At 44.5% G+C, this 23,948-nt stretch carries 21 protein-coding genes and 1 tRNA gene; 16 read left to right on the top strand and 6 right to left on the bottom strand.

What is annotated here, in order from left to right; translation table 11 throughout:
- Positions 1–83 precede the first annotated feature (83 nt).
- From L0M98_RS11430 to L0M98_RS11415, 4 genes are all read left to right on the top strand, one after another.
- Positions 84–542, top strand: coding sequence for a hypothetical protein (locus L0M98_RS11430; RefSeq protein ID WP_227215963.1), 459 nt, complete (start codon positions 84–86; stop codon positions 540–542).
- A complete protein-coding gene (locus L0M98_RS11425) occupies positions 520–930 on the top strand; it encodes a DUF5675 family protein (RefSeq protein WP_370645646.1) in 411 nt (136 codons plus the stop codon). The genes L0M98_RS11430 and L0M98_RS11425 overlap by 23 nt, the downstream gene beginning before the upstream one ends.
- Positions 931–938: 8 nt before the next feature.
- Positions 939–1,325, top strand: a complete 387-nt coding sequence (locus L0M98_RS11420; protein ID WP_227215962.1) for a hypothetical protein — start codon at positions 939–941, stop codon at positions 1,323–1,325.
- A gap of 393 nt (positions 1,326–1,718) precedes the next feature.
- On the top strand, positions 1,719–2,267 hold the full coding sequence (locus L0M98_RS11415; RefSeq protein ID WP_227215961.1) for a hypothetical protein: 549 nt from the start codon (positions 1,719–1,721) through the stop codon (positions 2,265–2,267).
- A 120-nt stretch (positions 2,268–2,387) separates the two neighbouring features.
- Here the strand turns inward: L0M98_RS11415 and L0M98_RS11410 are convergent, their stop codons facing one another.
- Complete coding sequence (locus tag L0M98_RS11410; RefSeq protein WP_227215960.1) at positions 2,388–3,566, bottom strand: tyrosine-type recombinase/integrase; 1,179 nt, start codon at positions 3,564–3,566, stop codon at positions 2,388–2,390.
- Positions 3,567–3,703: 137 nt separating this feature from the next.
- Positions 3,704–3,777: transfer RNA gene (locus L0M98_RS11405), tRNA-Pro, on the bottom strand.
- Positions 3,778–3,988: 211 nt separating this feature from the next.
- Between L0M98_RS11405 and trxB the strand changes: the two genes are divergently transcribed.
- Positions 3,989–4,948 (top strand): thioredoxin-disulfide reductase, encoded by a 960-nt coding sequence (gene trxB / locus L0M98_RS11400; RefSeq protein ID WP_099293780.1) that lies wholly within the window; start codon positions 3,989–3,991, stop codon positions 4,946–4,948.
- 138 nt (positions 4,949–5,086) lie between these two features.
- Here trxB and L0M98_RS11395 read toward each other — a convergent pair whose 3' ends face one another.
- Positions 5,087–6,088: a DUF2027 domain-containing protein gene (locus tag L0M98_RS11395; protein ID WP_227215959.1), complete on the bottom strand. Its 1,002-nt coding sequence runs from the start codon at positions 6,086–6,088 to the stop codon at positions 5,087–5,089.
- Positions 6,089–6,322: 234 nt separating this feature from the next.
- Here L0M98_RS11395 and L0M98_RS11390 point away from each other — a divergent pair, with 234 nt between their 5' ends.
- Positions 6,323–8,332, top strand: a complete 2,010-nt coding sequence (locus L0M98_RS11390; RefSeq protein ID WP_186976249.1) for a urocanate hydratase — start codon at positions 6,323–6,325, stop codon at positions 8,330–8,332.
- A 323-nt stretch (positions 8,333–8,655) separates the two neighbouring features.
- Here L0M98_RS11390 and L0M98_RS11385 read toward each other — a convergent pair whose 3' ends face one another.
- Positions 8,656–9,537, bottom strand: coding sequence for an RluA family pseudouridine synthase (locus L0M98_RS11385; RefSeq protein ID WP_227215958.1), 882 nt, complete (start codon positions 9,535–9,537; stop codon positions 8,656–8,658).
- 198 nt (positions 9,538–9,735) lie between these two features.
- Between L0M98_RS11385 and L0M98_RS11380 the strand changes: the two genes are divergently transcribed.
- The gene (locus tag L0M98_RS11380; protein WP_227215957.1) at positions 9,736–11,280 is read left to right on the top strand and encodes a PCMD domain-containing protein; all 1,545 of its coding nucleotides are present in this window, start codon (positions 9,736–9,738) and stop codon (positions 11,278–11,280) included.
- 59 nt (positions 11,281–11,339) lie between these two features.
- Here the strand turns inward: L0M98_RS11380 and L0M98_RS11375 are convergent, their stop codons facing one another.
- On the bottom strand, positions 11,340–12,617 hold the full coding sequence (locus L0M98_RS11375) for a DUF4925 domain-containing protein (protein ID WP_227215956.1): 1,278 nt from the start codon (positions 12,615–12,617) through the stop codon (positions 11,340–11,342).
- 336 nt (positions 12,618–12,953) lie between these two features.
- Between L0M98_RS11375 and L0M98_RS11370 the strand changes: the two genes are divergently transcribed.
- From L0M98_RS11370 to hisIE, 9 genes are all read left to right on the top strand, one after another.
- Positions 12,954–14,234, top strand: coding sequence for a DUF4925 domain-containing protein (locus tag L0M98_RS11370; RefSeq protein WP_227215955.1), 1,281 nt, complete (start codon positions 12,954–12,956; stop codon positions 14,232–14,234).
- 286 nt (positions 14,235–14,520) lie between these two features.
- Complete coding sequence (gene hisG, locus L0M98_RS11365; protein WP_227215954.1) at positions 14,521–15,378, top strand: ATP phosphoribosyltransferase; 858 nt, start codon at positions 14,521–14,523, stop codon at positions 15,376–15,378.
- An 18-nt stretch (positions 15,379–15,396) separates the two neighbouring features.
- Positions 15,397–16,677, top strand: a complete 1,281-nt coding sequence (gene hisD, locus L0M98_RS11360) for a histidinol dehydrogenase (RefSeq protein ID WP_227215953.1) — start codon at positions 15,397–15,399, stop codon at positions 16,675–16,677.
- 120 nt (positions 16,678–16,797) lie between these two features.
- Positions 16,798–17,835, top strand: a complete 1,038-nt coding sequence (gene hisC / locus L0M98_RS11355; protein ID WP_237961695.1) for a histidinol-phosphate transaminase — start codon at positions 16,798–16,800, stop codon at positions 17,833–17,835.
- An 8-nt stretch (positions 17,836–17,843) separates the two neighbouring features.
- Positions 17,844–18,944 (top strand): bifunctional histidinol-phosphatase/imidazoleglycerol-phosphate dehydratase HisB, encoded by a 1,101-nt coding sequence (gene hisB, locus L0M98_RS11350; protein ID WP_227215951.1) that lies wholly within the window; start codon positions 17,844–17,846, stop codon positions 18,942–18,944.
- A gap of 34 nt (positions 18,945–18,978) precedes the next feature.
- Positions 18,979–19,563, top strand: a complete 585-nt coding sequence (hisH, locus tag L0M98_RS11345) for an imidazole glycerol phosphate synthase subunit HisH (protein ID WP_227215950.1) — start codon at positions 18,979–18,981, stop codon at positions 19,561–19,563.
- A gap of 5 nt (positions 19,564–19,568) precedes the next feature.
- Positions 19,569–20,267 carry a 1-(5-phosphoribosyl)-5-[(5-phosphoribosylamino)methylideneamino]imidazole-4-carboxamide isomerase gene (gene hisA / locus L0M98_RS11340; RefSeq protein ID WP_227215949.1) on the top strand — a complete coding sequence of 233 codons (699 nt, stop codon included), beginning with the start codon at positions 19,569–19,571 and terminating at the stop codon, positions 20,265–20,267.
- Between the two features lie 106 nt (positions 20,268–20,373).
- The gene (hisF, locus tag L0M98_RS11335; protein WP_227215948.1) at positions 20,374–21,129 is read left to right on the top strand and encodes an imidazole glycerol phosphate synthase subunit HisF; all 756 of its coding nucleotides are present in this window, start codon (positions 20,374–20,376) and stop codon (positions 21,127–21,129) included.
- 14 nt (positions 21,130–21,143) lie between these two features.
- Positions 21,144–21,749: a bifunctional phosphoribosyl-AMP cyclohydrolase/phosphoribosyl-ATP diphosphatase HisIE gene (gene hisIE, locus L0M98_RS11330; protein WP_227215947.1), complete on the top strand. Its 606-nt coding sequence runs from the start codon at positions 21,144–21,146 to the stop codon at positions 21,747–21,749.
- A gap of 10 nt (positions 21,750–21,759) precedes the next feature.
- Here hisIE and L0M98_RS11325 read toward each other — a convergent pair whose 3' ends face one another.
- Positions 21,760–23,817, bottom strand: a complete 2,058-nt coding sequence (locus L0M98_RS11325; protein ID WP_227215946.1) for a helix-hairpin-helix domain-containing protein — start codon at positions 23,815–23,817, stop codon at positions 21,760–21,762.
- Positions 23,818–23,948 lie beyond the last annotated feature (131 nt).

Genomic DNA, 23,948 nt, shown 5'->3' with positions numbered 1-23,948 from the left:
CTTCACACTTAGAATTTTCAATACGCAAAAATAGTAACAAATAATGCAATATTGAAAAACAATGGAATAAAAGGAGGCGTGTAATGATAGAATTTTTTGTGACAGGTGATTTTAACGTTATTCAATCGCAAGTGTACATTATACTGGCGATGTGGGCTATAATGGTTCTCGCTGTTTGTATTGACTTGTGGGCAGGTACGGATAGTGCTAAAGCCCGGGGAGAGAAGATTTATTCCGGCGGTTTGCGAAGAACTTTTTCGAAGCTTGGGGATTACTGGCGAATACAAGTCATGGCCTTGATATTTGATTTGATCGGGAGCTGTATCGACTGGTACACGTTACCTTTCGCCTCGATGCTCGTGACGGCCGCTATCGTGTTAATCGAGGGACGTAGCGTGTGGGAGAACGAGAAAGCGAAGAAAAGTCAAGTGGCGAAATTACCGGATGCCATCCGGGCGATAATCCAATGTGCTGATGTTAAAACGGCAGAACAATTACTGGACAAATTAAAAAAACTCGATGATGAAACTAGAACTAAATAGAATAGTGAAGAAACCTTTATACACGATTGGTCGGTTGTTCGTGGACGGGGAATATTTCTGTGACACCTTGGAAGATCGTTGTCGGGATTTGGACAAGGAAGAGAAGGTGATGAACGAGACGGCGATCCCAGCAGGAACCTACGAGGTTATCGTGAACGTGTCCGCGAAATTTAAACGGAAATTGCCTTTGCTTTTGAATGTTCCCCACTTCACGGGTATAAGAATTCACAAGGGTAATACAGATAAGGACACGTCCGGGTGTATTCTCGTGGGAGAAAACAGAATACCCGGAAGAGTGATTAACTCGACAAATTACGAGTTAAGATTAACACGTGTACTGGAGGAAGCGATGGTGGCCGGGGAAAAAATAACCATAACAGTAAAATAGCAAGTTTTATGAAAGCAAAAGAGTATTCAGTTTTTGAAGGGGGAGAGCGTAACTGTCATCAGCCTGTGAATGCAGGTGAGCAAACAATTCATCGAGGGTCCTCCATTGGCGTGTGTCCCCGAAATGAAGAATTATCTTCCATAAATAGGGATGTTCAACAAACAGGGGGAACATCTTTGTTGCTATCACGTTGTAATAATCTCGATGATATTTTGGCTCGGACAAAATTGAACCCCAAGATTGTAACCATCCCGGATGATCAGTTGAAGAAAGCAGCCGAGGATTTTTTGAAAGGAGGGCATCTAGATAATCCCGGAGAGAGGGGGCGTAATGGGTCTGGTATTCTTCGTGAGATTGAGACCAAGAGGAATAAAAAAGTGAAAGTTGAAATATAGACGCTAGCTCGCAAATGGACTCCTCGAACCATGTTAATCCAGTTATCTCCCCAGTAAATTTTCCGTTTATTAAATGATGGCAATATTCATGAGCAAACTGGTATATCCATTGACACCAGTAATTTTCTTGAGTATTTAAATGAATTTGATGCCCAATACCGATATCTGTACACATGGGACAGTTAGGATTATAAATAATATAACAATTACGAGAGATAAAAGGTGGAATTTCTAAATATGCTGAAAAATTGACATCAACTGATGCCAACAACGTGTGAATGATATTTCTGTCATAATTACCGAAGGATTGATCATTTGCTATGTATAGATTTGGTGCGAATTGAATGAAACTCATGATTTTATTTTTAATGACAAAACAAAAGTAATAATAAAATGAATAAATTTCTAGTCGTATGCTGTATAGCTTGTTTTGCAATTGGATTCTTTCTTGGGCGTTCTTTCTCGAAAGAAAAAATAATTACTAAAAACGTACAAGGTGTAACGATTCGGGACACGATAACTCGATTTGTTCCGGATACGGTTTATTTAACTGGGAAATTAAAGTATAAGTATGTGTATATTTCGGATACGATTTATAAAGATGTACCCGTGATCGATCGGGAGGAAAGTATCGCAGAAACAGTCCGGGACTGGAACCGGACGAGAGAATACAATAGACTACTTTTCGATAACGAATTCGGTAAATTGTCTATCGACTTTGTTACGCAATACAACGAATTACAGAAACTATCTTACTCATTTACCCCGGTACGCAGAGAAAAAATGATCGTGAAGAAAAGAGTGTTCGAGCCTTTTGTTTCCGTGTCTTGTATCCAGTTGAGTTTTTTTAGTATGGGTGGCGGTTTTTTTTATCAAGACGTTGGTTTTAGAATAGAATATGCAGTTAATGGCTTGAATTTTGGAATAATGTATAAGTTTTGAGTATTATTTGGGGTTCAAGATTGTACTTCTATTGCAAAACAGAAATTTTACTGGTTTGTATTCAATCAGGAGTGAATTAGAAAGAGGCATTTAGCCTCTTTCTTGGTTGTAGGTTGTAAGCTAAAATACATCTTCATGTGCTTCGATTAGAGCGTTTGCTTTTTGAATATCATGTGGTGTATAAATGTCCGTAATCAGAATACTTGAATGTCTGGCTTGATCCCTAACACTTAATTTGTCGATATTAGTATCCCTGAGCAAGTTCGTGATTCCTGAATACTTTAAACTATAAAATTGATAATAAGCGGGAAAGTGCAATTTTTTCCGAATCTCTCGACTCCAGTAATCTCTAAAACGTTTTTCATTTACGTATTCTAACCCGGGCATGAAATCCTTGGAAAATAGGTATGATTCACTTGGATTGTTGAAAATACTTAGATCAACCATAAGGTGTATTACTTTTTTAGGGAGAGTAATAACCCCTGCGGTTCTATTCTTAGAGATGTCTTCAGGAATATAGATAGTACGATTTTTAATAGAGAGATGTTCAAGTTTTATCTTGGACATCTCTTTGGGGCGTATAAAACAATAATACAATATATAACAAGCTAATAGATAATGTTTATTATGCTCCTGAAGATAAGTACTTAGTCGAATCAAATCTTGTTTCTCTATCATTTTTCGTTTCTTCTTGTGGGCTTTTTTACCTAACATGGAAAATCCCTCGCTAGGTTTGACCTTTACGAACTGTTGTTGCACCAAATACGTGGAAAATTGGCGTAGCCATGATAAGTAATTATCTCTAGTTTGAGCTGTATTTTCTCGGTCAATATAAACATGATCTAGAAAATCATTGACATAGGCGTGATCAAGTTGATATATGTATGTTATAGGTATTTTAAGTCTTTCATTATAATTGCATAAATTGCGTAAGAAAGAGGAATATGCCGTAAATGTTTCTTCTGTATATATGTTATCCTGAAATAATTTTGTAATATATCGTTTATAATGTTCGCATACATCATCGAATTTGTTGTAAGATTTTCCGTATTGTGTTTCAATCCACGGGTTCCATCCCTTGGATAGTTGGTCGCTTAACCTTTTTATTAAATCTTGTGCATATTTTCTTTTTGCACATATCCCGCCAGCAATACGATTAATTTTTATTCGTTTTCTATGGAGTTTACCAAGTGCTGGATCAAAAGCCATGAAGCCGATGTACCATTCTTTCCCCGTGTAAAGTTGTGGGGGTGTGTAAGAAATGATCTCGTCAATTCGTGTTTTTTCGTGATTTGTCATTTTTTTTTTTGCTCACCCACATTTGTTGTGACTATGCAAAGAAATATATGTACTAATACGTGTCCCGTTTTTGTCCCGGTATAAAAATGGGGAAGCGGCTTAATAAACTGTTTTCCAATTTATTAAACCGCTTTCTGTCGGGATGACAGGATTTGAACCTGCGACAACACGCCCCCCAGACGTGGACTCTACCGGGCTGAGCTACATCCCGAATTCGGATGCAAATATAGTAAGAATTTTTGTAATGATGCACGTTGATGCGAAAAAAAATGTAAATATCGCTTATGGTGTAGGCTTTCAGAGAATTGCGGGGAGAAAAAAGAGAGTGGGGTGGAAAAGATTGGAGGTACAATTTTTTTTTGGTAACTTTGCGAATCGTTACGTGGAATAGATACATTGTAAATTAATAAAAGGAATAATTTATGTCTACAGAAAATGCAATAGAAAGAGTTAAGTGTTTGATTATAGGTTCAGGACCTGCCGGATACACTGCCGCGATATATGCTTCAAGAGCTAATTTGAACCCGGTGCTTTACACGGGAATACAAATGGGTGGACAGTTGACGACCACGACCGAAGTAGAAAACTTCCCGGGGTACCCGGAAGGTGTTACCGGACCGGTGATGATGGAGGATATGAGAAAACAAGCCGAGCGTTTCGGTACGGATATCCGTTTCGGTATCGTGAGTGATGTGGATTTTTCCGGGCATCCTCATAAAGTGACGGTTGACGGGGAGAAAGTAATCGAGGCTGATGCCGTGATTATCGCCACGGGTGCTACCGCTAAATATTTGGGATTGCCGTCGGAAGAAGCGTTCCGGGGAGCCGGGGTGAGCGCTTGTGCTACTTGTGACGGGTTCTTCTATCGTGGGAAAGATGTTGCCGTGGTAGGTGGTGGTGACACTGCTTGCGAGGAGGCTACTTATTTGGCCGGATTGTGTCGTAAGGTATATTTGATCGTTCGTAAGAATTACTTGAGAGCTTCAAAAGCTATGCAGGCACGTGTGTTTAACACGAAGAACATCGAAGTATTGTTCGAGCACAACACGTTGGAGTTACTCGGTTCTGATATGGGGGTAGAGGGAGCTCGTCTTGTGTACAAAAAAGGTACCCCGGAAGAGGCAACCAAAGAAATCAAAATCGACGGATTCTTCTTGGCTATCGGTCATACCCCGAACACGGATGTATTCAAGAAATTCATCGAGTTGGATGAACAAGGGTATATCATCACCGAGGGTAAGTCTTGCAAGACAAATGTTCCCGGGGTATTTGCTGCCGGTGACGTGATGGACCCGACGTATCGTCAAGGTATCGCTGCTGCCGGAACCGGTTGCCGTGCCGCTATTGACGTGGAACGTTATTTGGGCGAATTGAATGCGTGAATATTCTAACCATTGAATAGAATCGTTTTCTAATAAAATAGAAAAGCTGTTTGAAATAATATTCGAACAGCTTTTTTTTAATCCCCAATTGATTTCTGATGAAATACGGATTGTTTTAATATTCCTTTAATATATAATTTACTTGATCGTGACCATTGTAGCCCCGTAACCGTATTGTTTGAAAGAGGCATCCTGATGGTTGAACCGTTTGTATTTGGTTTGCAGTTCCCAGAGAATGCGTTGTCTTAACACGCCGTCGCCTTTTCCGTGTATGAACACGATTTTCATACCCCGCCGCAGTTTATATTCTTCCAGTGTCTTGTGAAAAACGTCCATTTGGTATTCCAACATATCTTTATTATCCATTCCGACAGTGGTTTCCAGTAACTGGCTAATGTGGAGGTCTACTTCAAGTATGTTGCCGACCATTTGTTTATGGGGACGTTCGTGTTGTTTGTCTTCCGGTTTCGGAGCGGCTTTCTCCAAGAATTGCTCCGGGATAACTTCCAGACCTTCTTCTTTAACAATGCTTTCTTTGTCAAGCGGGCGGAGCAAGGTGATCGTGTTGAACCAGCGGGTATGCTTGTATGCCCCAGTTTTGCAGAGGTTGGTGGGCACGATCTTGATTTGTGCGTCTATGGCGTTTCTCAACTGGTGAACACCCTTTTGATAAAAGACGGCTTGTACATGAATTCCTTTGATGTTGTCCAGTTCTTTCAATGAATAATTACCGATCAGGTAAGTGGTGTCGGGGTTGCTGTTGCCTGCCGTGATACCGGTGTATTTTTCCCCGTCATGGAACGAAATGGAATACAAGCTTGTCTGCGTGGTATCGTTCACGAGATAAATGTCGAAACGGCTACCCGTGAGATCATTGAAGTTCTCGGGTACGAATGCAAGGTAGACGGTATCGGCTGATTGCATCACCACGTTTTTTTGTTTTGCCGCGGGTGATGCGTTGATTTTGTTTACCGGGGCAGAATCCGTGTGTATCACGACAAGGTCATTGGTCGAGGCGGGTATCTCGAAACCATATTCGTCACAGAACACGTTTACCGTGTTGTTATCTATGATGCCCGTTACTTTTCCTTCTAGTTTTTCGGATATAAACCGAACGATATCTCCTATTCTTACATTCATGATATGTGCTTTTTTGTCCTACAAAAGTAGTGTTTTATCTCTTTATTACGAGATGTTGGAGTGAATGATTTGAAAGCGTATAGCAAAAAAATGCCCCAATTAATGGAAAAAACCATTGGAATGTATTAATTTAGCGAACTGATAAGTAGGCTATACGCTGAAAATCGGATGATAGCGGTACTAGTTTGTATGCCGTGTGGTTATTGAAATAATAGATAGTAAAATATAATTATAATGACATTACAAGAGTTTCAACAATCAATCCGGGAAGGTATCCCGGCGGAGTTACCGGCTCCCAAAACGTACGAACCGGAGATCAACCATGCTCCCAAGCGGAAAGATATTCTCACGAAAGAAGAGAAAAAATTAGCGATTCGTAATGCCTTGCGGTATTTTGACCCGAAACATCACGCCGTGTTAGCCCCGGAATTTGCCGAGGAGTTGGAAAAATACGGGCGTATTTATATGTATCGTTTCCGTCCCGACTACAAGATGTTCGCTCGTAATATCAATGATTATCCGCACAAGAGTTTGCAAGCCGCGGGGATTATGTTGATGATGAGCAATAATTTGGATTATGCCGTGGCGCAACATCCTCACGAGTTGATTACTTACGGGGGGAATGGTGCCGTGTTCCAAAACTGGGCGCAGTATCGTCTGGCGATGAAGTATCTGTCGGAAATGACGGACGAGCAGACGCTGGTGTTGTATTCCGGTCACCCGATGGGACTGTACCCCTCTCACAAGGATGCTCCCCGTGTGGTTGTGACCAACGGTATGGTTATTCCGAACTATTCCAAACCGGATGATTGGGAACGTTTCAATGCTCTGGGAGTTTCTCAATACGGGCAGATGACTGCCGGTTCATTCATGTATATCGGACCGCAGGGTATCGTGCACGGAACGACGATCACGGTTTTGAATGCAGGTCGCAAGATTTCCAAGCATGGCGAGGGACTTGCCGGGAAATTGTTTATCACTGCCGGGTTGGGCGGTATGTCCGGGGCACAGCCGAAAGCCGGAAATATAGCCGGTTGCATCAGTATCACTGCCGAAATTAACCCGAAAGCGACACATACCCGCCATTCTCAAGGTTGGGTGGATGAGGTATTTGATGATTTAGATAAATTGGTGGAGCGCGTGAAAGTAGCTCGCGAGAAGAAAGAGGTGGTTTCTATCGCTTTCCAAGGTAATATCGTGGATGTTTGGGAACGTTTCGCGGAAGGAGATATTCCTGTCGAGTTAGGTTCCGACCAGACTTCTTTGCACAATCCTTGGGCGGGTGGGTATTATCCCGCGGGCGTTAGTTTCGAGGATGCCAATCGTATGATGGCGGAAGAACCCGAACTGTTTAAACAGAAGGTACAGGAATCTTTGCGTCGTCACGTGGCGGCTATCAATAAATGCGTGGCTCGTTTCAATACTTATTTCTTTGATTACGGGAACGCGTTCTTGTTGGAGTCTTCCCGTGCGGGTGCGGATATTTTGAAACCGAACGGTGATTTCAAATACCCGTCTTACGTGCAGGATATCATGGGACCGATGTGTTTCGATTACGGGTTCGGCCCGTTCCGTTGGGTATGTTCCAGTGGCGACCCGAAGGATTTGGCTAAGACCGACGAGATCGCGGCTCGTGTGTTGGAAGAGATCATGACTCACTCCCCGAAAGAGATACAACAACAGATGGCGGATAATATCCGTTGGATCAAGGCGGCGATGGAAAATCATTTGGTTGTCGGCTCTCAAGCCCGTATCCTGTACGCGGATGCAGAGGGACGTATCAAGATTGCCGAGGCTTTCAACAAGGCTATTGCTGCCGGTGAGATTTCCGCTCCCGTGATTTTGGGACGTGACCATCATGACGTGTCCGGTACGGATTCTCCTTATCGCGAAACGTCCAATATATACGACGGTTCTCGTTTCACTGCCGATATGGCAATCCAGAACGTGATCGGGGATTCTTTCCGCGGTGCGACTTGGGTATCCATTCACAATGGTGGCGGTGTCGGTTGGGGAGAAGTGATTAACGGCGGTTTCGGGATGTTGTTGGATGGTTCTGCCGATAGCGACAGACGTCTGAAGAGCATGTTGTTCTGGGACGTGAATAACGGAATCTCTCGTCGTAGCTGGGCGCGTAACGAGGGTGCCGTGTTCGCTATCAAGCGCGCGATGGAGGCAAATCCGAACCTGAAAGTGACGTTGCCGAACTACGCTGATGACCAGTTAATAGAATCGTTATTTTAATCATAATATTTTGATATTGGCGGGGAATGCTTTTCACGGGCATTCCCCGTTTTGTTTTCAAGGGATAAGTACATGCGGAATAACCCCTTTTATACCCGATTTGCCGGGAATAGGTTTCTGGTTGCTTTTTTGTTGCTTGGGTGTGCGAATGGCATGCGAGTAGCGTGTCTGTTTACAATCTGTTAAAACGTGGGCGAAGTGTGGGTAGTGCGTGGGCGAATAGTAGGCGATGCCGCCTACAATCCGCCCAAAAGCCACTCTAAATCCGTCCGAAAAGGTAGGTCGTCCCTTGAAATAGGGTTGTTAATTCTCGTGTCGCTCTTTTATTTGAATAAGGCGGTGAACTTGGCGGGTACGGGAGTTTCAAAATTCATTTCTTTTCCGGTGACGGGGTGAATGAAATGGAGCTTGAAGGCGTGCAATGCCAAGCGGCGCAAAGGATTCTTCATGGCACCGTATTTTTTATCCCCGGTGACCGGATGTCCTATTTCCTGCATGTGTACTCTGATTTGGTTCTTGCGACCGGTTTCTAGATCCAATTCGACGAGCGAGAATTGCCTGTCGGATTTTAATACGGTGTAGTTCGTGATTGCCAGTTTGCCGTCTTTGGAGGAGTGAACGACAAAGGCTCGGTTTTCTGATATGTATGATTTTATTTGTCCCTGCTCTTGTTGCGGGCAGCCCTCTATGATAGCCACGTATTTTCGTTCCAGAATCATGTTGTTCCAGTCTTTTTGTAGCTTTTCCTGTACTTTAGCGCTCTTTGCGAACATCATGATTCCGGATGTTTCTTTATCTAGACGGTGAAGGATGAAAACGTGGTTCCGGGGATTTTTGTTTTTCACGTAATCGTTCAATATATGATACGCTGTTTTCGTCTTGTCCCGTTCCGTTCCCATGGAGAGCAGGCCGCTCGCTTTTTCAGCGACGATTAAATCATCATCTTCATGCAGGATGGTCAACATCGGGTGGTGGAAAGGGGCTGCCGTTTTGTTCATGCCGACGGTGACCGTATCGCCCGGATTCAGACGTGTGTCAAATTGTGTGGTCGGGCGGTTGTTCACTTGTACAAGTCTGTGAGCGAGTAGTGATTTCACGGTAGTTCTACTTTGGTCATGCAGAGCTTGTAACAAGAAAGGCATGAGAGTATTCTCCTCTTTGACTTCGAAGCTTCTGCTTCGCGGGGCCGGGTAATGGGATTTCATATGTTTATTTTTTAGCCGTTAATCCGAAACAAAGGTAGTGAAATAAAGTGTTAATTTTTATATTTGCGGGAATAGACATGTTAATTCTTGTTCTGTTGCGGAGATAGAGGCGATAATTTGTAACGCGGGCTTGGTCTTTGTTGTAAAAGAAAACCTAGGAATTTGTTCCATAAGTTATTAACAAACAAATGATCAGTTATGAGAAGAAAATTTTTGTTTTTATGCACATTCGTGAGTGTACTGGGTTTCTTGATGTCATGTAGTGATGATAAGAAAAAGCCGGATATTCCGCCAGTCCTTGAAGATGTTATCGGGGAGTATGCATCGGATAAGTTGAGCGTGAAGGTGGACGGGAAAGATGCGGATGCAAATGCAAAAATCCATGTTCTAAAGGAGGCGGACAACACGGTTTCTTTGAAATTGACGAATATTGTACCCGGTGTCGAAGAATTTATTATTCCTAATGCCCAATTTAACACGGCTAGCCGGAGTTCGTACGTTGCAACATTAAGTGGTAAGCATGCCGATAACGTGAGCGGTTACGAGGTGTCCGTGGATGGAACCGTGGATAACGATGTATTGACGGCAATCGTGTCGATAAAGGAGATAGCGGGAGAGTCCGTTGAGCCGGAACAATTTATCGGGGCTAGGTATAAGGGCGAGATGAAGATTACCGCCGGGAATTTGCCGGCACCGGTGACGATAGAGCAACAAGTGTATATCACGAAGACCGAGACGGAAGAACCGAATGTTTTCTGTTTGAATATTGATAATTTCGGGCTTGGGGAGGATCTGCAGTTGGGTGATATTAAGCTGGACGGAGTGACGCTCGTGAAGAGGGGTGACGTGTACGGATTCAGCGCGGAAGGTTGCAAGATCGATTTGGATATCGTGGGAGAAGTGACGTTGGACGTGAAGGGAGCTATCAATGGTTCCACGATGACGATGAATCTGGATATTGATGCCCTAGGGATGAAAGTAACGGTTGCTTTCACTGGAGAGTATTATTTCGGTTTTGACATGACGCAATGGGTGGACGTGACTTCGGGGAAATATACTTTCCAAGAACCGTTGTTTATGGCGACGTCGAATCAAGCGGGAGTATACCTTATGAATATGAAAAAGATCGATTCTTTCTTCGTGGTATATGACGAGGATGAAGGGGCTGCCAAGATTGACACGAAAGACACGGAAGGTTCAAGTTTGTTTGGAGTTGTTATTCCTAAATCAACAGCGGGAACGTTGTTTACCGGTTCTTTTGTTTTGAACGCCACGAACACGTTAAAGAGTACGCATTTCGGTGTGCCTTACCGGATGAAGCCGACGACGTTGAAAGTGACGTATAAATACACGGCAGGTGAAAAATTCTATGAAACGACTTCTACGGGAAGTGGTTTAAGTACAAAAGTTACAGTCACGGAATTTCCGGATATAGTGGATAAATGTTCGATTGCCGCTTATTTATTCGAGGTGGATTCGTATGACGATGATGATTATTTAGATGGTAATACGATTAAAGATTCTGATAGTAAGGTTATTATGGTAGCTTCTTTGACAAGCGAGGGAGAGGCGAATTTTACCAGTAAGGAACTGAAGTTTGAAGAAACTGGTAAAGGTGCGTATGATCCGAATAAAAAATATAAATTAGCCATTGTTTGTACTTCAAGTAGCGAAGGGGACGCTTATCGCGGGGCCCCGGGAAGTACGTTGTGGGTGAAGAATTTAGAGGTTCTTGGAGAATAAAATAATATTATAAAAAACTCCCGGTATCTGATAGGTGCCGGGAGTTTTATTTTATTCTATTATTTTAAATCTAAACCAATTCCAATACTTTCGGTAATAGACCAGTATTGAGGTAGGTATTGAATTAATAGTTTCGCTTGCGCATATTGACTTGGCATAATTCCGGCTGTTGTTAGTATATCCCATATTTTTATTATATCAGCTGACGTGGGATCACTGGGGTCGCTTGGTTTTAGCAAAGGTTCCAGAGCCTCTTTGTCAAGATAGAGGCAGGTGTGATTTTCTTCTTGTTTTATGTTTAGAGGGAATCCGGTATTAACCCACTTGAGTAAAGTGTTGATGGATTCATCACTAATAGAACTTATGTCGATATTAGCAAACTGCTTTATGATGGTTTTGATAGTTGCGGCATCAGCTTGAAGTATAGTATTGATGATACTGGAAAGGTCAAAGCTATTTTCTGATAATGTTGAAGTTTGGTTATCAGCCATTGTTTGCGTGATAATATTGGCAATATTAAGTTTTACATAGACTTTCTCATCTTTCATGAACCAAAATGCGAGATTCTGGGGAGAATTAGTCCAATCGGTAGATGGTATAAGAGCCTTCACTTGTTCTGCGGTAGGAACTATTGCAAACCAAAGTGGTTTGAATGTTATTTCATTTGCTCCGGTGTAGTAACTTGCTAGAATATTACCGTCCGCATTGAATGTTACAGATTGTAATATCTGGGGTAAAATAATACTTCCTATTGCGCGGTACGATTTCCCGTAAGCAATTCCATATTCGTTATTTTCGTCTTGGGCAACCCAATCCACGTGTAGGGCTCCCGCCACGCAACTGGCTATAGTGTTTGATTTGCCATTCCATTGGTACGTGAGTTTGTCTTTCACGTAATCGGTTAAAGTGTATGTTTTGACTAAATTGGCAGGGTCTGTAAAGGAAACATTTAGATTAAGGGTTAATTCCCCTTTCTTTACTGACCCACTATAGGAAATATTGCCTTGTGATTCGATACTTCTACTTATAGAAGTAGAACCTTCGAACGTGTACATTTCGTTTCCCTCGATGAGTTGAATGTTACTGATTGTCATTTCCGTTTTGCCCGGAATGATATCTTTTAGTGTTAGCGTGGCTGTTTTATTGTCTTGGGTGTTAAAGGTCACTTGTTTCCCTTGTAATTCAACTCCACTATAGGTCATTTTTAAAACGGATTCACCGCTACCAAAGGTTGTATTTATATCTGCGGGTGGAATTAGCGGTTTGTCGTCATCATCGCTACAGGAACATAAGAATGTTATTCCTAGAAATAGTAATAAAAGAAATTTGTTTTTCATACTTCATTAAATATTAATTAGACATCTTTTTATAATCAAATTTGTGTAATATCAATAAACCTTCGTTTATTAATAGCGTATGAATAAATATTTTTCAAGTAAAATCAAAAAGAAGTATGGCACTATATGGCTATAATTTGTTGAATTTTTAAATTTTTAAAGAGGTGATAATTAAACATTTGTGAATCTTGAAGTGTTAAAATTGCAAATCACTTGTAACTTCTGATTAAAATTGCACGTTTTTTGCTGGGTAAATAGCTACGTGGCGTAATAAACGAAGGTTTGTTGATAGCACGTTTGGTTATAAAAAGATGTCTAATTAATATTTAATGAAGTATGAAAAATCGGTTTTTATGGTTGTTGATTTTAGGGATGGTGTTGTTTTCTGGGTGTAGTGATGATGACGATCCTATGATTTCTCCTGTGGACTTGAACACTACTTTTGGAGAGGGAGAAACCATGTTAAATATGACTTATGGTGGTACTGCTTTAGTGGGTAAACAGGTTAAGTTTAATACAAAAGATAGTAAGACTGCAACATTAACTTTGTTGGAAGTTATTCCGGGACAAGTAGAAACAATAATTGATGGAATACAATTGATCGAGGATAATGACGTGTATAAATTTGATGGTGCAACCGTTTTGGGACGTGCTGTTCAAGGTTCTATTGCCTATAACGGTTTTGTGAAGAAGGGCGAATTGACATTGAATTTGACAGTTACGATGCCAGATGATAAAGGATGGAGTAAAAACTATAAGTTGGGAGAATATACTTGTGGACCTGCAGAATATGCGGGAAGTCCATTAACTAATTGGGCATACAGTGGAGCGTTATACACTAAATGGGAAGGTGAGGAAGAAGACCATTATGGTTTTATGCTTGCTGGAATATTGAGAGTGGTTGGAGCTGCTATTCTTCCGCAGGTTGTAGAAACTATAGGCTTGGAAAATGATGGGAATATTGTTGCTAATTACATGGAGGAGCCTAATGTTGTGTTTGATCAATCTTTGATAATGCAAATCTTTTTTGGTGGTGGTGCACCTACGGTTGAGCAGATTCAAGAGTTGATTCCTAGTGACGGTTGGAAAAGATCTCCGAAAAATCTAGCATTTTGGTTTGAGAAGGATGGTAAGATGTATATTAAATTGGATGTACCGGCAATTATTGCTCAGTCGATGTCTGATGAGACAACGAATTCTTCTATTGTAAATACACTTATTGCTGGTGTTTTAAACGGAGATGCGGCAACGATTAAGCAATTGGCACAAGGTGTTAATATAGATTTGAGTAAGATCACGGATAAGAGTATTAATATTTTGCTGGATTGGGTTAAAAATGGTATTCCCATGAATGTAAAAAATGAAAATAAACATACGTACATTTACTTGGATAAGGATTCTATAGAATCTTTCATGGCTGTACGTGATTCAGGAGAAGTGGATGATTGGGGAGATTCTGTCATGACTTCTGATTTGAAGGAAGTATGGAAGGCTATAACAGCTGCTGGGATAATTCCTAAGGAAATGGAAGCATTAGGAGCGTTTGTTGAGATGATGGCGGCAACATGGACTGGTACGACTGAATTTGCTTTAGGATTAGATTTAATTGCTCAGTAATTACTGATGTGTTTATGATTTTCATGGAAATTTTATTCATGAGATTTGGATAATAATTTTTAGTTCTTATATTTGCAGCACGAAAAAGACAAAAATATGAATAGTACGTTACATCATATGCATCATCATTGCCATCACTGTTTTCAGGTGAGATGATGCTGTTGTGCTGTAATTAGAGATAAAGAAAGTATAAACGAGCTCGCCTGAATCAGGCGGGCTCGTTTTGTTTTTTTCGATATCATAAATAGCCTTTCCGGATTCAGTGCGACGATAAAATCGAATAAAGATGGTAAAATTGAAAGTTGCGATTCAGAAGTCAGGACGTTTGAACGAGGATTCCCTCGAATTGTTGAAAGAGTGTGGCATTTCTATTAATAACGGGAAAGAGCAGTTGATGGCACAGGCCTCCAATTTCCCGTTGGAGGTGCTTTATTTGCGAAATTCGGATATTCCTCATTACGTGGAGGATGGGGTGGTTGACGTGGCGATTATCGGGGAGAACACGATAATAGAGAAACGGGCGAATGTATTGAAGTTGTTGGATTTGGGCTTTTCCGGGTGTCGGGTGTCGATAGCGATTCCGAAGTCGGAGGAGTTTACGGGATTGGAGTGGTTGCAGGGGAAGAAGATCGCGACATCGTACCCGAATACATTGAATGATTTTTTACAGCAGAATAACATACAGGCAGAGGCTCACGTGATTACAGGGTCGGTGGAGATTGCGCCGGGGATTGGGTTGGCGGATGCGATTTGTGATATCGTGAGTTCGGGGAGTACGCTTTTCAAAAACGGATTGACGGAGGTTTACACGTTATTCAAGTCTACTGCTGTTTTGGTGGCGAACCCGAATTTGGACGAGGGAAAACGGATGTTGTTAGAGCAATTGATGTTTCGGATTAAAGCGGTGTTGGCGGCGAAATGTAACAAGTATATTTTGTTGAACGCTCCGGAGGATAAGTTGGAAGAGATTTGCAGGGTGTTGCCGGGGGTGAAAAGTCCGACCGTGATGCCGTTGAGGATGAAGGGGTGGTACTCGCTTCATTCGGTGGTGAACGAGAATCGGTTTTGGGAGTCGATAGGAGCTTTGCGTGCCGCAGGAGCGGAGGGGATACTGGTGGTGCCGATTGAAAAAATGATTGAGTAAAATTAATGTAATAAGGTTATGAATAAGATATTATATCCGAAAAGAGAAGATTGGGCGAAGATATTGGAACGTCCGGTAAATAAGGGCGAGGATTTGGAAAAGGTGTGTCGGGCTGTGTTTGATGAGGTGGCTCGTGATGGGGATGAGGCGTTGAAGAAGTACACGTGGTATTTCGATAGGGTGAAGATGGCTGATTTTGAGGTAACGAATGAAGAGTTTGAAGCTGCTGACCGGGAGGTAGCCGCAGATTTGAAAGAGGCTATCGGTGTGGCGAAGGAGAATATAGAACGGTTTCACGAGGTGCAGTTGCCGGGTATTAATGAATACGTGAATGCGAATGGTTTCCGTTGTTGGCAGGAGGCGAGAGCGATTGAACGCGTGGGGTTGTATGTGCCGGGAGGAAGTGCGCCGTTGTTTTCGACCGTGTTGATGTTGGCTATACCTGCGCGTATTGCCGGATGTCGGGAGGTTGTGATTTGTACGCCGCCGGGACAGGATGGACGGGTGAATCCGGTGATTTTGTGGACGGCGAAGCTGTGTGGCGTGAGTCGGGTGTATAAAGTTGGGGGGATTCAGGCGATTGCCGCTTTGACGTTGGGGACGGGAACGATACCCCGAGTAGATAAGATTTTCGGACCGGGCAATCGTTTCGTGACGGCGGCTAAACAAATGGTCGGGCGTTACGGGGTAGCGATTGATATGCCGGCTGGTCCGTCGGAATTGATGATTGTGGCGGATGGAACTGCCTGTCCCCGTTTTGTGGCGGCAGATTTGTTATCGCAGGCGGAACACGGTCCGGATAGTCAGGTGGTGCTTGTCACTTGCGTGGAGAGGTTGGTGGAAGAGGTGGAAAGAGAGTTGCGGGAGCAATTGGATAGATTGCCTCGCAAGGCGATAGCGGAGATGGCGTTGAAATGTTCGAAGTACGTGGTGTTGAACAGTCGGGAGGAGTGCGTGGAGATGGCGAATCTTTATGCCCCGGAACACTTGATGTTGTGCGTGGAGGATTACATGGCGTGGGTTCCGCGGATACGGAATGCCGGTTCTGTTTTCTTGGGAAATTATTCGACGGAGAGCGCGGGGGATTATGCTTCGGGGACGAATCACACGTTGCCGACGAACGGGTATGCACGGGCGTATAGTGGTGTCGGGGTAGATTCTTTTATGAAGAAGATTAGTTTTCAAGAGATTCGTCCGGAGGGATTGGCTTATCTGGGGAAGACGATAGAGATTATGGCTGATAACGAGAATTTGACGGCGCACGGGAATGCGGTAAGGGTTCGAGTTGAAAGTTTGTAAGGTTCATAAAGTTCATAAGATTTATGAGGTTTATGGGCTGTATGGGGACTTTGTTCTCGGCAGCGAGGCTGCCGGAATACTTTATAAACTTTACGAACATTATAAACTTTATAAACAAACATGAAAATGGAGTTTGAGAATTTGGTAAGAGAGAATATACGGGAACTGGAGGCGTATTCTTGTGCCCGCGGGGAGTTCGAGGGAGCGGGGGCGGTGTTGTTGGACGCGAATGAGAATCCGTTCGCGTCGGAATATAACCGTTATCCGGACCCGTATCAGCGGGAACTGAAACGGCAGGTTGCCCGGTTGAAGGGGGTGGATGTGTCACGGTTGGTGTTGGGTAACGGGAGTGACGAGTTGATTGATATGTTGATACGGACGGTTTGTGTACCGGGACGGGATAATATAATCGTGTTTTCTCCGGGGTATTCGATGTACGAGGTGAGCGCCCGGGTAAATGGCACGGAGGTGCGGAACTTGGTGCTGGACGATAGTTTTATGCCGGAATGGGAGCGTATTTTTGAGCGGGTGGATGAGCGGACAAAGATTATTTTCTTTTGTACCCCGAATAATCCGGTGGGGAATGTCATTCCCTTGGATGAGATTCGGCGGGTTGCGTCACGGTTTGACGGGTTGGTCGTGGTCGATGAGGCGTATATCGACTTCGCGGATGTGCCGTCGGCAACAAGTTTACGGGGGGAGTGTCCGAATGTCGTGGTATTGCAGACGTTGTCGAAAGCGTGGGGATTGGCGGGATTGCGTGTAGGGATATGTATGGCGGAACCGGGATTGGTGAAGTATCTGAATAAGGTAAAGCCGCCTTATAATATCGGTTCGGTGACGCAACGAATGGCGTTGGAGGCGTTGAAGAACGTGGATTTGTTTCGAGAGAGAGTCGAGGAAATCAAACGAGAGAGGGAACGGGTGTTGGTGGCATTGCGGGGTATGGCGTGTTTTGAGCGGGTGTATGATTCGGAGGCGAATTTCTTGCTCGCGTGTACGCCTCGTTATCGGGAAGTGTATGATTATTTGTTGGCTCACGGGCTGGTTGTCCGGGTACGGCATATTCCGCCCCGGTTGGAGGGGGGCTTGCGCGTCACGATTGGGACGAGGGAGGAGAATGATTTATTGATTCGGGTATTAAAGGATTTTAGATGACGTGGTTTATGAAGAAGATTTTGTTTATAGATAGGGATGGAACGATTATCAAAGAACCGTCCGGTGATTTTCAAGTGGATAGTATGGCGAAATTGGAATTTGTGCCGGGAGTTATCGGGGCTTTGCGGGAGTTGGCGAGGGATACGGATTATCGGTTGGTTATGGTGAGTAACCAAGACGGCTTGGGGACGGAGCGTTTCCCGATGGAGGCTTTTTTGCCGCCTCATGAATTTATGGTACGGACGTTGGCGGGTGAAGGCGTGGTGTTTGACGAGATTCTTATTGACGAGAGTATGCCGGAAGACGCTTCCCCTCGTCGGAAACCGGGAATTGGCATGGTGGAGAAGTATTTGGGGGATGGATTGGATAGAGAGTATTCTTACGTGATAGGGGATAGGGTGACGGATATGCAGTTAGCGAAAAACATGGGAATACGGGGAATTTATTTGGGCGAGGAGGTCTCGGAGGGGGTACCCGTGGCTTTGTGTACTGGTTCTTGGGGAAGGATTGTCCGTTTTTTGAAAAAAGGCAGTCGCCGGGCAGTAAAAGAAAGAAAGACCGCGGAAACGGATGTGAAGGTCGCGCTTGACCTGAATGGTTTGGGAGAAGGGGACGTACGTACGGGATTGGCTTTTTTCGACCATATGTTGGAACAGGTTGCACGCCACGGGGGAATTGATTTGGTTGTTGCCGTGAAGGGGGACTTGCAGGTCGATGAACATCACACGATAGAGGATACGGCTATCGTGCTGGGGAGTTGCTTTGCCGAGGCGTTGGGGAGTAAGAAGGGGATTGGGCGGTACGGTTTTGCTTTACCTATGGATGAGGCGAAAGCGGAGGTGTTGCTTGATTTCGGGGGACGGGGTTGGTTGGAATGGAACGCGACGTTTACCCGGGAGTACGTGGGGGATTTCCCGACAGAGATGACCAAACACTTTTTCGCTTCCTTTTGTCAGACGGCAAAGTGTAATCTGCATGTGACGGCGAAGGGAGAGAATACACATCACACGATTGAGGCTATTTTTAAGGCTTTCGGGCGTTGCTTGCGTGTGGCGGTGGAACAGAAGGACGGGGGAGAGGTGCCGTCGACGAAAAAGGTAATATTTTAATCATAAATCTTAAATCATAAATCTTAAACCATAAATGGAAAAGGTTGTTATCATAGAATACGGTGCGGGAAATTTATTCTCGGTGGAAACGGCGGTGCGGCGGTTGGGATATGAGGTAGCGTGTAGTGCCGATGCGGAAGTGATACGGGCGGCGGATAAGGTTATATTCCCGGGGGTGGGGCAGGCTGCTGCCGCGATGCGGCAATTGAAAGAGGGTGGACTGGATACGGTAATATCATCATTGCGGGTACCGGTGCTGGGGATATGTTTGGGGATGCAATTGATGTGTGAGGCTTCGGACGAGGGGAACACGGACGGGTTGGGTATTTTTCCTGTACGGGTGCGGAAATTCGGGTACGAGAGCAAGGTGCCGCACATGGGATGGAACGGGATTCGGGAGTTGGGGAGTCCGTTGTTTGCGGGAGTGAACGAAGGTGAGAGGGTTTATTTCGTGCATTCCTATTATGTACCCGTGTGTGAAAATACGATTGCGGCGTGTGATTATCAGCGGGAATTTAGTGCCGCTATCCGGAAGGATAATTTCTGGGGATGTCAATTTCATCCGGAGAAGTCTGCTGAAACGGGGGCACGAATACTTGAGAACTTTTTAAAATGGTGAGTGATATGGAAAAGGAGATAACGATTATTCCGGCGATAGATATTATCGGGGGGAAGTGTGTGCGCTTGATGCAGGGAGATTATGACAGGAGTAAGGTTTATCATGATGACCCGTTGGAGGCTGCACGACGTTTTGAAGCGGCGGGAATGGAGAGGTTGCATCTCGTGGATTTGGACGGGGCGGCGGCTTCTCGTGTCGTGAATGTCGATGTGCTGGAAAGAATATGTAAGCATACACGTTTGCGGGTGGATTTTAGTGGTGGGATAAAAGGGGAGGATGATATTTGCCGGGTGTTTGATGCCGGGGCTTCATTTGTTTGCTTGGGGAGTATGGCACAACAAGATAGACGGAAAACTACGCTGTGGTTGGAACGGTACGGGCGGGAGCGGGTGATTGTAGGTGCGGATGTCCGCGGGGAGCAGGTGTATATCAACGGGTGGAAACGCGGAACGGAAACAACGGTATTTGAATTGGTAGAATGGTACCGTCCCATGTTGAAATATTTGATGTGCACGGATATAGAGCGGGACGGGATGTTGGCGGGCGTGGCATTGCCTTTGTACCGGGAGTTGGTGACTCGTTTCCCGGAATTGACGGTGATTGCTTCCGGGGGAGTGAGTTCAAAAGAAGACGTGAAGGCGCTGGCAGGTGTGGGAGTGACAGAGGTCATAGTGGGGAAAGCGTTGTATGAAGGGAAAATCTAATTAATTTATGATTTATGAATTACGATTTACGATTATTAGTTCGTGGGAAAAATCATAAATCGTGAATCTTAAATCATAAATCTTAAATCGTAAATCATAAATTGGTATGTTTTTAGCAAAGAGAATAATTCCCTGTCTGGATGTAAAAGACGGGAGAACGGTAAAAGGGGTGAATTTCGAGAATTTACGGGACGCGGGGGACATCGTGGAACTGGCTGAGCGTTATTCGAAAGAGGGGGCGGATGAATTGGTGTTTTTGGATATAACGGCGAGTTGTGACAAGAGGAAGACGATGGCGGAATGGGTGGAACGAGTGGCTCGTGCGGTGAATATTCCTTTTACCGTGGGGGGAGGAATATCATCGGAAAAAGATATCGAGGTGTTGTTGCGGAAAGGTGCGGATAAGGTGTCTGTAAATTCGAGTGTGTTGGCTGAGCCCGGTTTAATTAATCGGTTGTCGGAGGCATTCGGGCGACAGTGTGTGGTGGTGGCGATTGACGCGAAACAAGGGGCGGATGGTTGGCAGGTTTATAGTCATGGCGGTCGTTTGGTGACGGAACGGGAGCTTTTCTCGTGGGCACGGGAGGTAGAGGAGAGAGGTGCGGGTGAGATTTTGTTCACTTCGATGGACCATGACGGGACACATCAAGGTTTTGCCTGCGATGCAGTGGCTCGACTGGGTGAAATGGTGCGGGTTCCGGTTATCGCATCCGGGGGAGCGGGGTGTATGGAGGATTTTTATGACGCGTTTGTTCGTGGGCGGGCGGATGCCGTGCTGGCGGCAGGGGTATTCCATTTCGGACAGGTCGGGATACCGGAGTTGAAGTGTTATTTGAAAGAGAAAGGAATTGTTGTACGTTAAAAATGAAAAGAGAGATGATAGCATTGGAAAAATTGAAATTTGATGTAAACGGGTTGATTCCGGCAATCGTGCAAGATGCCGAAACCCGGGTAGTATTGATGCAAGGGTACATGAACGCGGAGTCTGTCGCGAAAACGTTGGATTCGGGTAAAGTGTGTTTTTTCAGTCGTTCCCGTCAACGCTTGTGGACGAAGGGGGAGAAGAGCGGTAATTTTTTGCACGTGAAAGAGATTCTCGCTGATTGTGATAATGACTCGTTGTTGGTGAAAGCGATACCTGCCGGACCTACTTGTCACACGGGGAGCGACACGTGTTGGGGCGAGGTTAACCGGGAGAGTGATTTTCTGCATTATTTGCAACAATATTTGCGAAAACGTAAAAATGATTCCCCGGAGGTATCGTACACGGCACGATTGATAGGCAAGGGTATTAATAAAGTCGCTCAGAAAGTGGGCGAGGAAGCCGTTGAACTGGTGATTGAAGCGAAGGATGACAACGAAGAATTGTTCTTGAATGAGGCGGCGGATTTGATGTATCACTATATTGTATTGCTGATTGCCAAGGGGTACGGGTTGGAAGATGTGGAACGGGTGTTGAGGGGAAGACATACAGGGGTGTGAGTCCAGTTTGTTATATTCTGACTCGAACTTGGAAAGTAAAATCGAATAATTTGTTGTCGTCCACTTGTGTCAAAGAGGAGCTGATAATCGTTTTGTCCGGATAATAGATTACGCCGGCTTTGAGGTATAGCGTGATGCGGCGGACGGGTTTCCAATTCAGATTCAAGTAGGAACGTACGCCCCGTTCTTGGTATGCCGGGAAAGAATACCCGTAAAGTACGTTATGTTCGTAGGCGTATACGCGGGCATTGTAGCTGTCTGTATCAAAGTATGCCAAACGAAACTGGGCTTTAACGTTTTCTTCGCGGGAAGTATAGGCAATGTCTTGATAAACGAGAAAACCGGACTCTTTTTTCTCTTGTTTCGCGTAGCGGACATAGGTGGCACGGCTTTGTAGTTTCAGGCATTCACTGGGGATGTAGGAGAATTGGAGTCTGTATTCTTGTTTTACGCGAGTGACGGAGATGATTTTTTCTGCTTTGTAGTCTTCCGGTTTCCCCTCGTGTTTGAAACGCAGGCTACATTCCCAGCGGGGACGGGAGTAGGTGACTTCACCCGAGACCTCGTTTCCGGAACCGGGGAGTGTTGCTTGATAACGGGGTGCGAAGAAACGGAAATGGTCGTAGTACGCGTTAAGTTTCAAGTCGCGGAAAGGTGTACATTCCAGTCCCGCGTATATGCCTTCTTCGTTGGAGGTATTCGAGTATTCGGCGAATCCGCTGTTATAATGGGAGCGGAAGTCTTTATCGTATCGGCGATAAATGACGCTTAGTGCCGCGGGGCGGAAACCCGTGTAACGCAATCCGTTGATGGTTGCCCATGAGCCATTGTCGCCGCGGGCGATTTCCCCGAATAGAAAGCAGTGGCGGGCTCCCGTTTTATAGTCGATGCTGATGAGGGTGCGATGGCGTCCCCGGTCGTTGTATTGCTGGTAAGTGGATTTCCCGATGGCGAGAGCGGGGGTGAAATTGTAATATAGAATTTGTATCCCCGCTCGAAAGTAGCGGTGATTCAAGCGGGCGGAGAGTCCGGTCGTAAATTCTTTCAGCGTGTGTTTCTTCTCTGATTCCAGTGCGTTGCGGTGATAACCTGTTTGATAGAGTGTGGCTGTGCGTAAGGCTTCCGGGGTGAGGGTATCCGTGGCGAGCGGGTTGCCGTCGGTCTTTTTGTAGGAGATGAATATTTCTGTTGTCATATCCCGAAAAGGTTGTAGGCTGATGGCGCCACCCCGGAGAAAGCGATTCTCGTCGGTGGAGAAGTAGGGCATGATGCCGTTTCCTGATTTTTCGTTACTCAGTGAAGCGGATGATTTGCCGGTAGAGAATCCGCCCCACGCGATTAATCCTTGTCCCCATTGTATTTTATAATCTCCGACGCATATTTTTTGAATGGTATTACCGGGCGTGTAGCAGAGGTGGGCGGAGAGAAAGTCGAATCCGGTTTTCTGGTTTTTCGTGAAATAATTCTCTCCCGCGTCGTTTTCGAGGGTGATACCCCCTTGCCAGCGGTTTCCGGCGGTAGCTTTGTATTTTAACAAGGTGCTTACGGGCGGACCTTGGAAACGGTTTCTTTTTTTGGTGAGGTAATCTTTTTCATAAATGAATGCATCTCGGCTGTATTGCTTGTAACCGGCTTGTTGTGGGCGTGTGGTTTTGACGCGAGCCAGTATCTCGTGGTGCAATCGGGGAAGGCGGGTTGTACCGGGAGTGTAATCCCCGATGCGGATAAAGGGTTTGATATTTTCTAAATCTCTAGTGCCGAAACCTGTAACCAATAGAATCTCGTTCGGGTGCATGAAAGCACCATGCTTTTCCCGAAATTCCAGTAAATTGTCAATTTGTGCATCTGACAGGAAAAAGAGCATTTTCAGGCTATCGAAAGATGCGGAATTAATATTTATAGGGTTTGTGGATAGATTCAAAAGGGTTGCCACGATATCTTCATAATAAGATTCGGAAGCTTCCACGTCATTGTCTTGCAATAATTTCTCTATATCCGTGATTTCCTGCGAGTGAAGAATGGCAGGGAGCATGAATAGAAATATACAGAAAAGTACTGCTCTATACATCTTTGGAAGTTTAGGTTATTGGTATGAAAGACGGCTTTGGAGCCGCATATCCAAAGATATGAAATTTATAAGTTATAACTTATAAAAATGGGGAAAATGTGAATTTTATCAAGTACGATTAATAAGAGGAT

The organism is Butyricimonas sp. DFI.6.44, from assembly GCF_022132345.1.
Classification (GTDB): domain Bacteria; phylum Bacteroidota; class Bacteroidia; order Bacteroidales; family Marinifilaceae; genus Butyricimonas; species Butyricimonas muris.
Note: the sequence above shows the minus strand (reverse complement) of the source record. Positions and strands in the feature narration are given on the sequence as shown.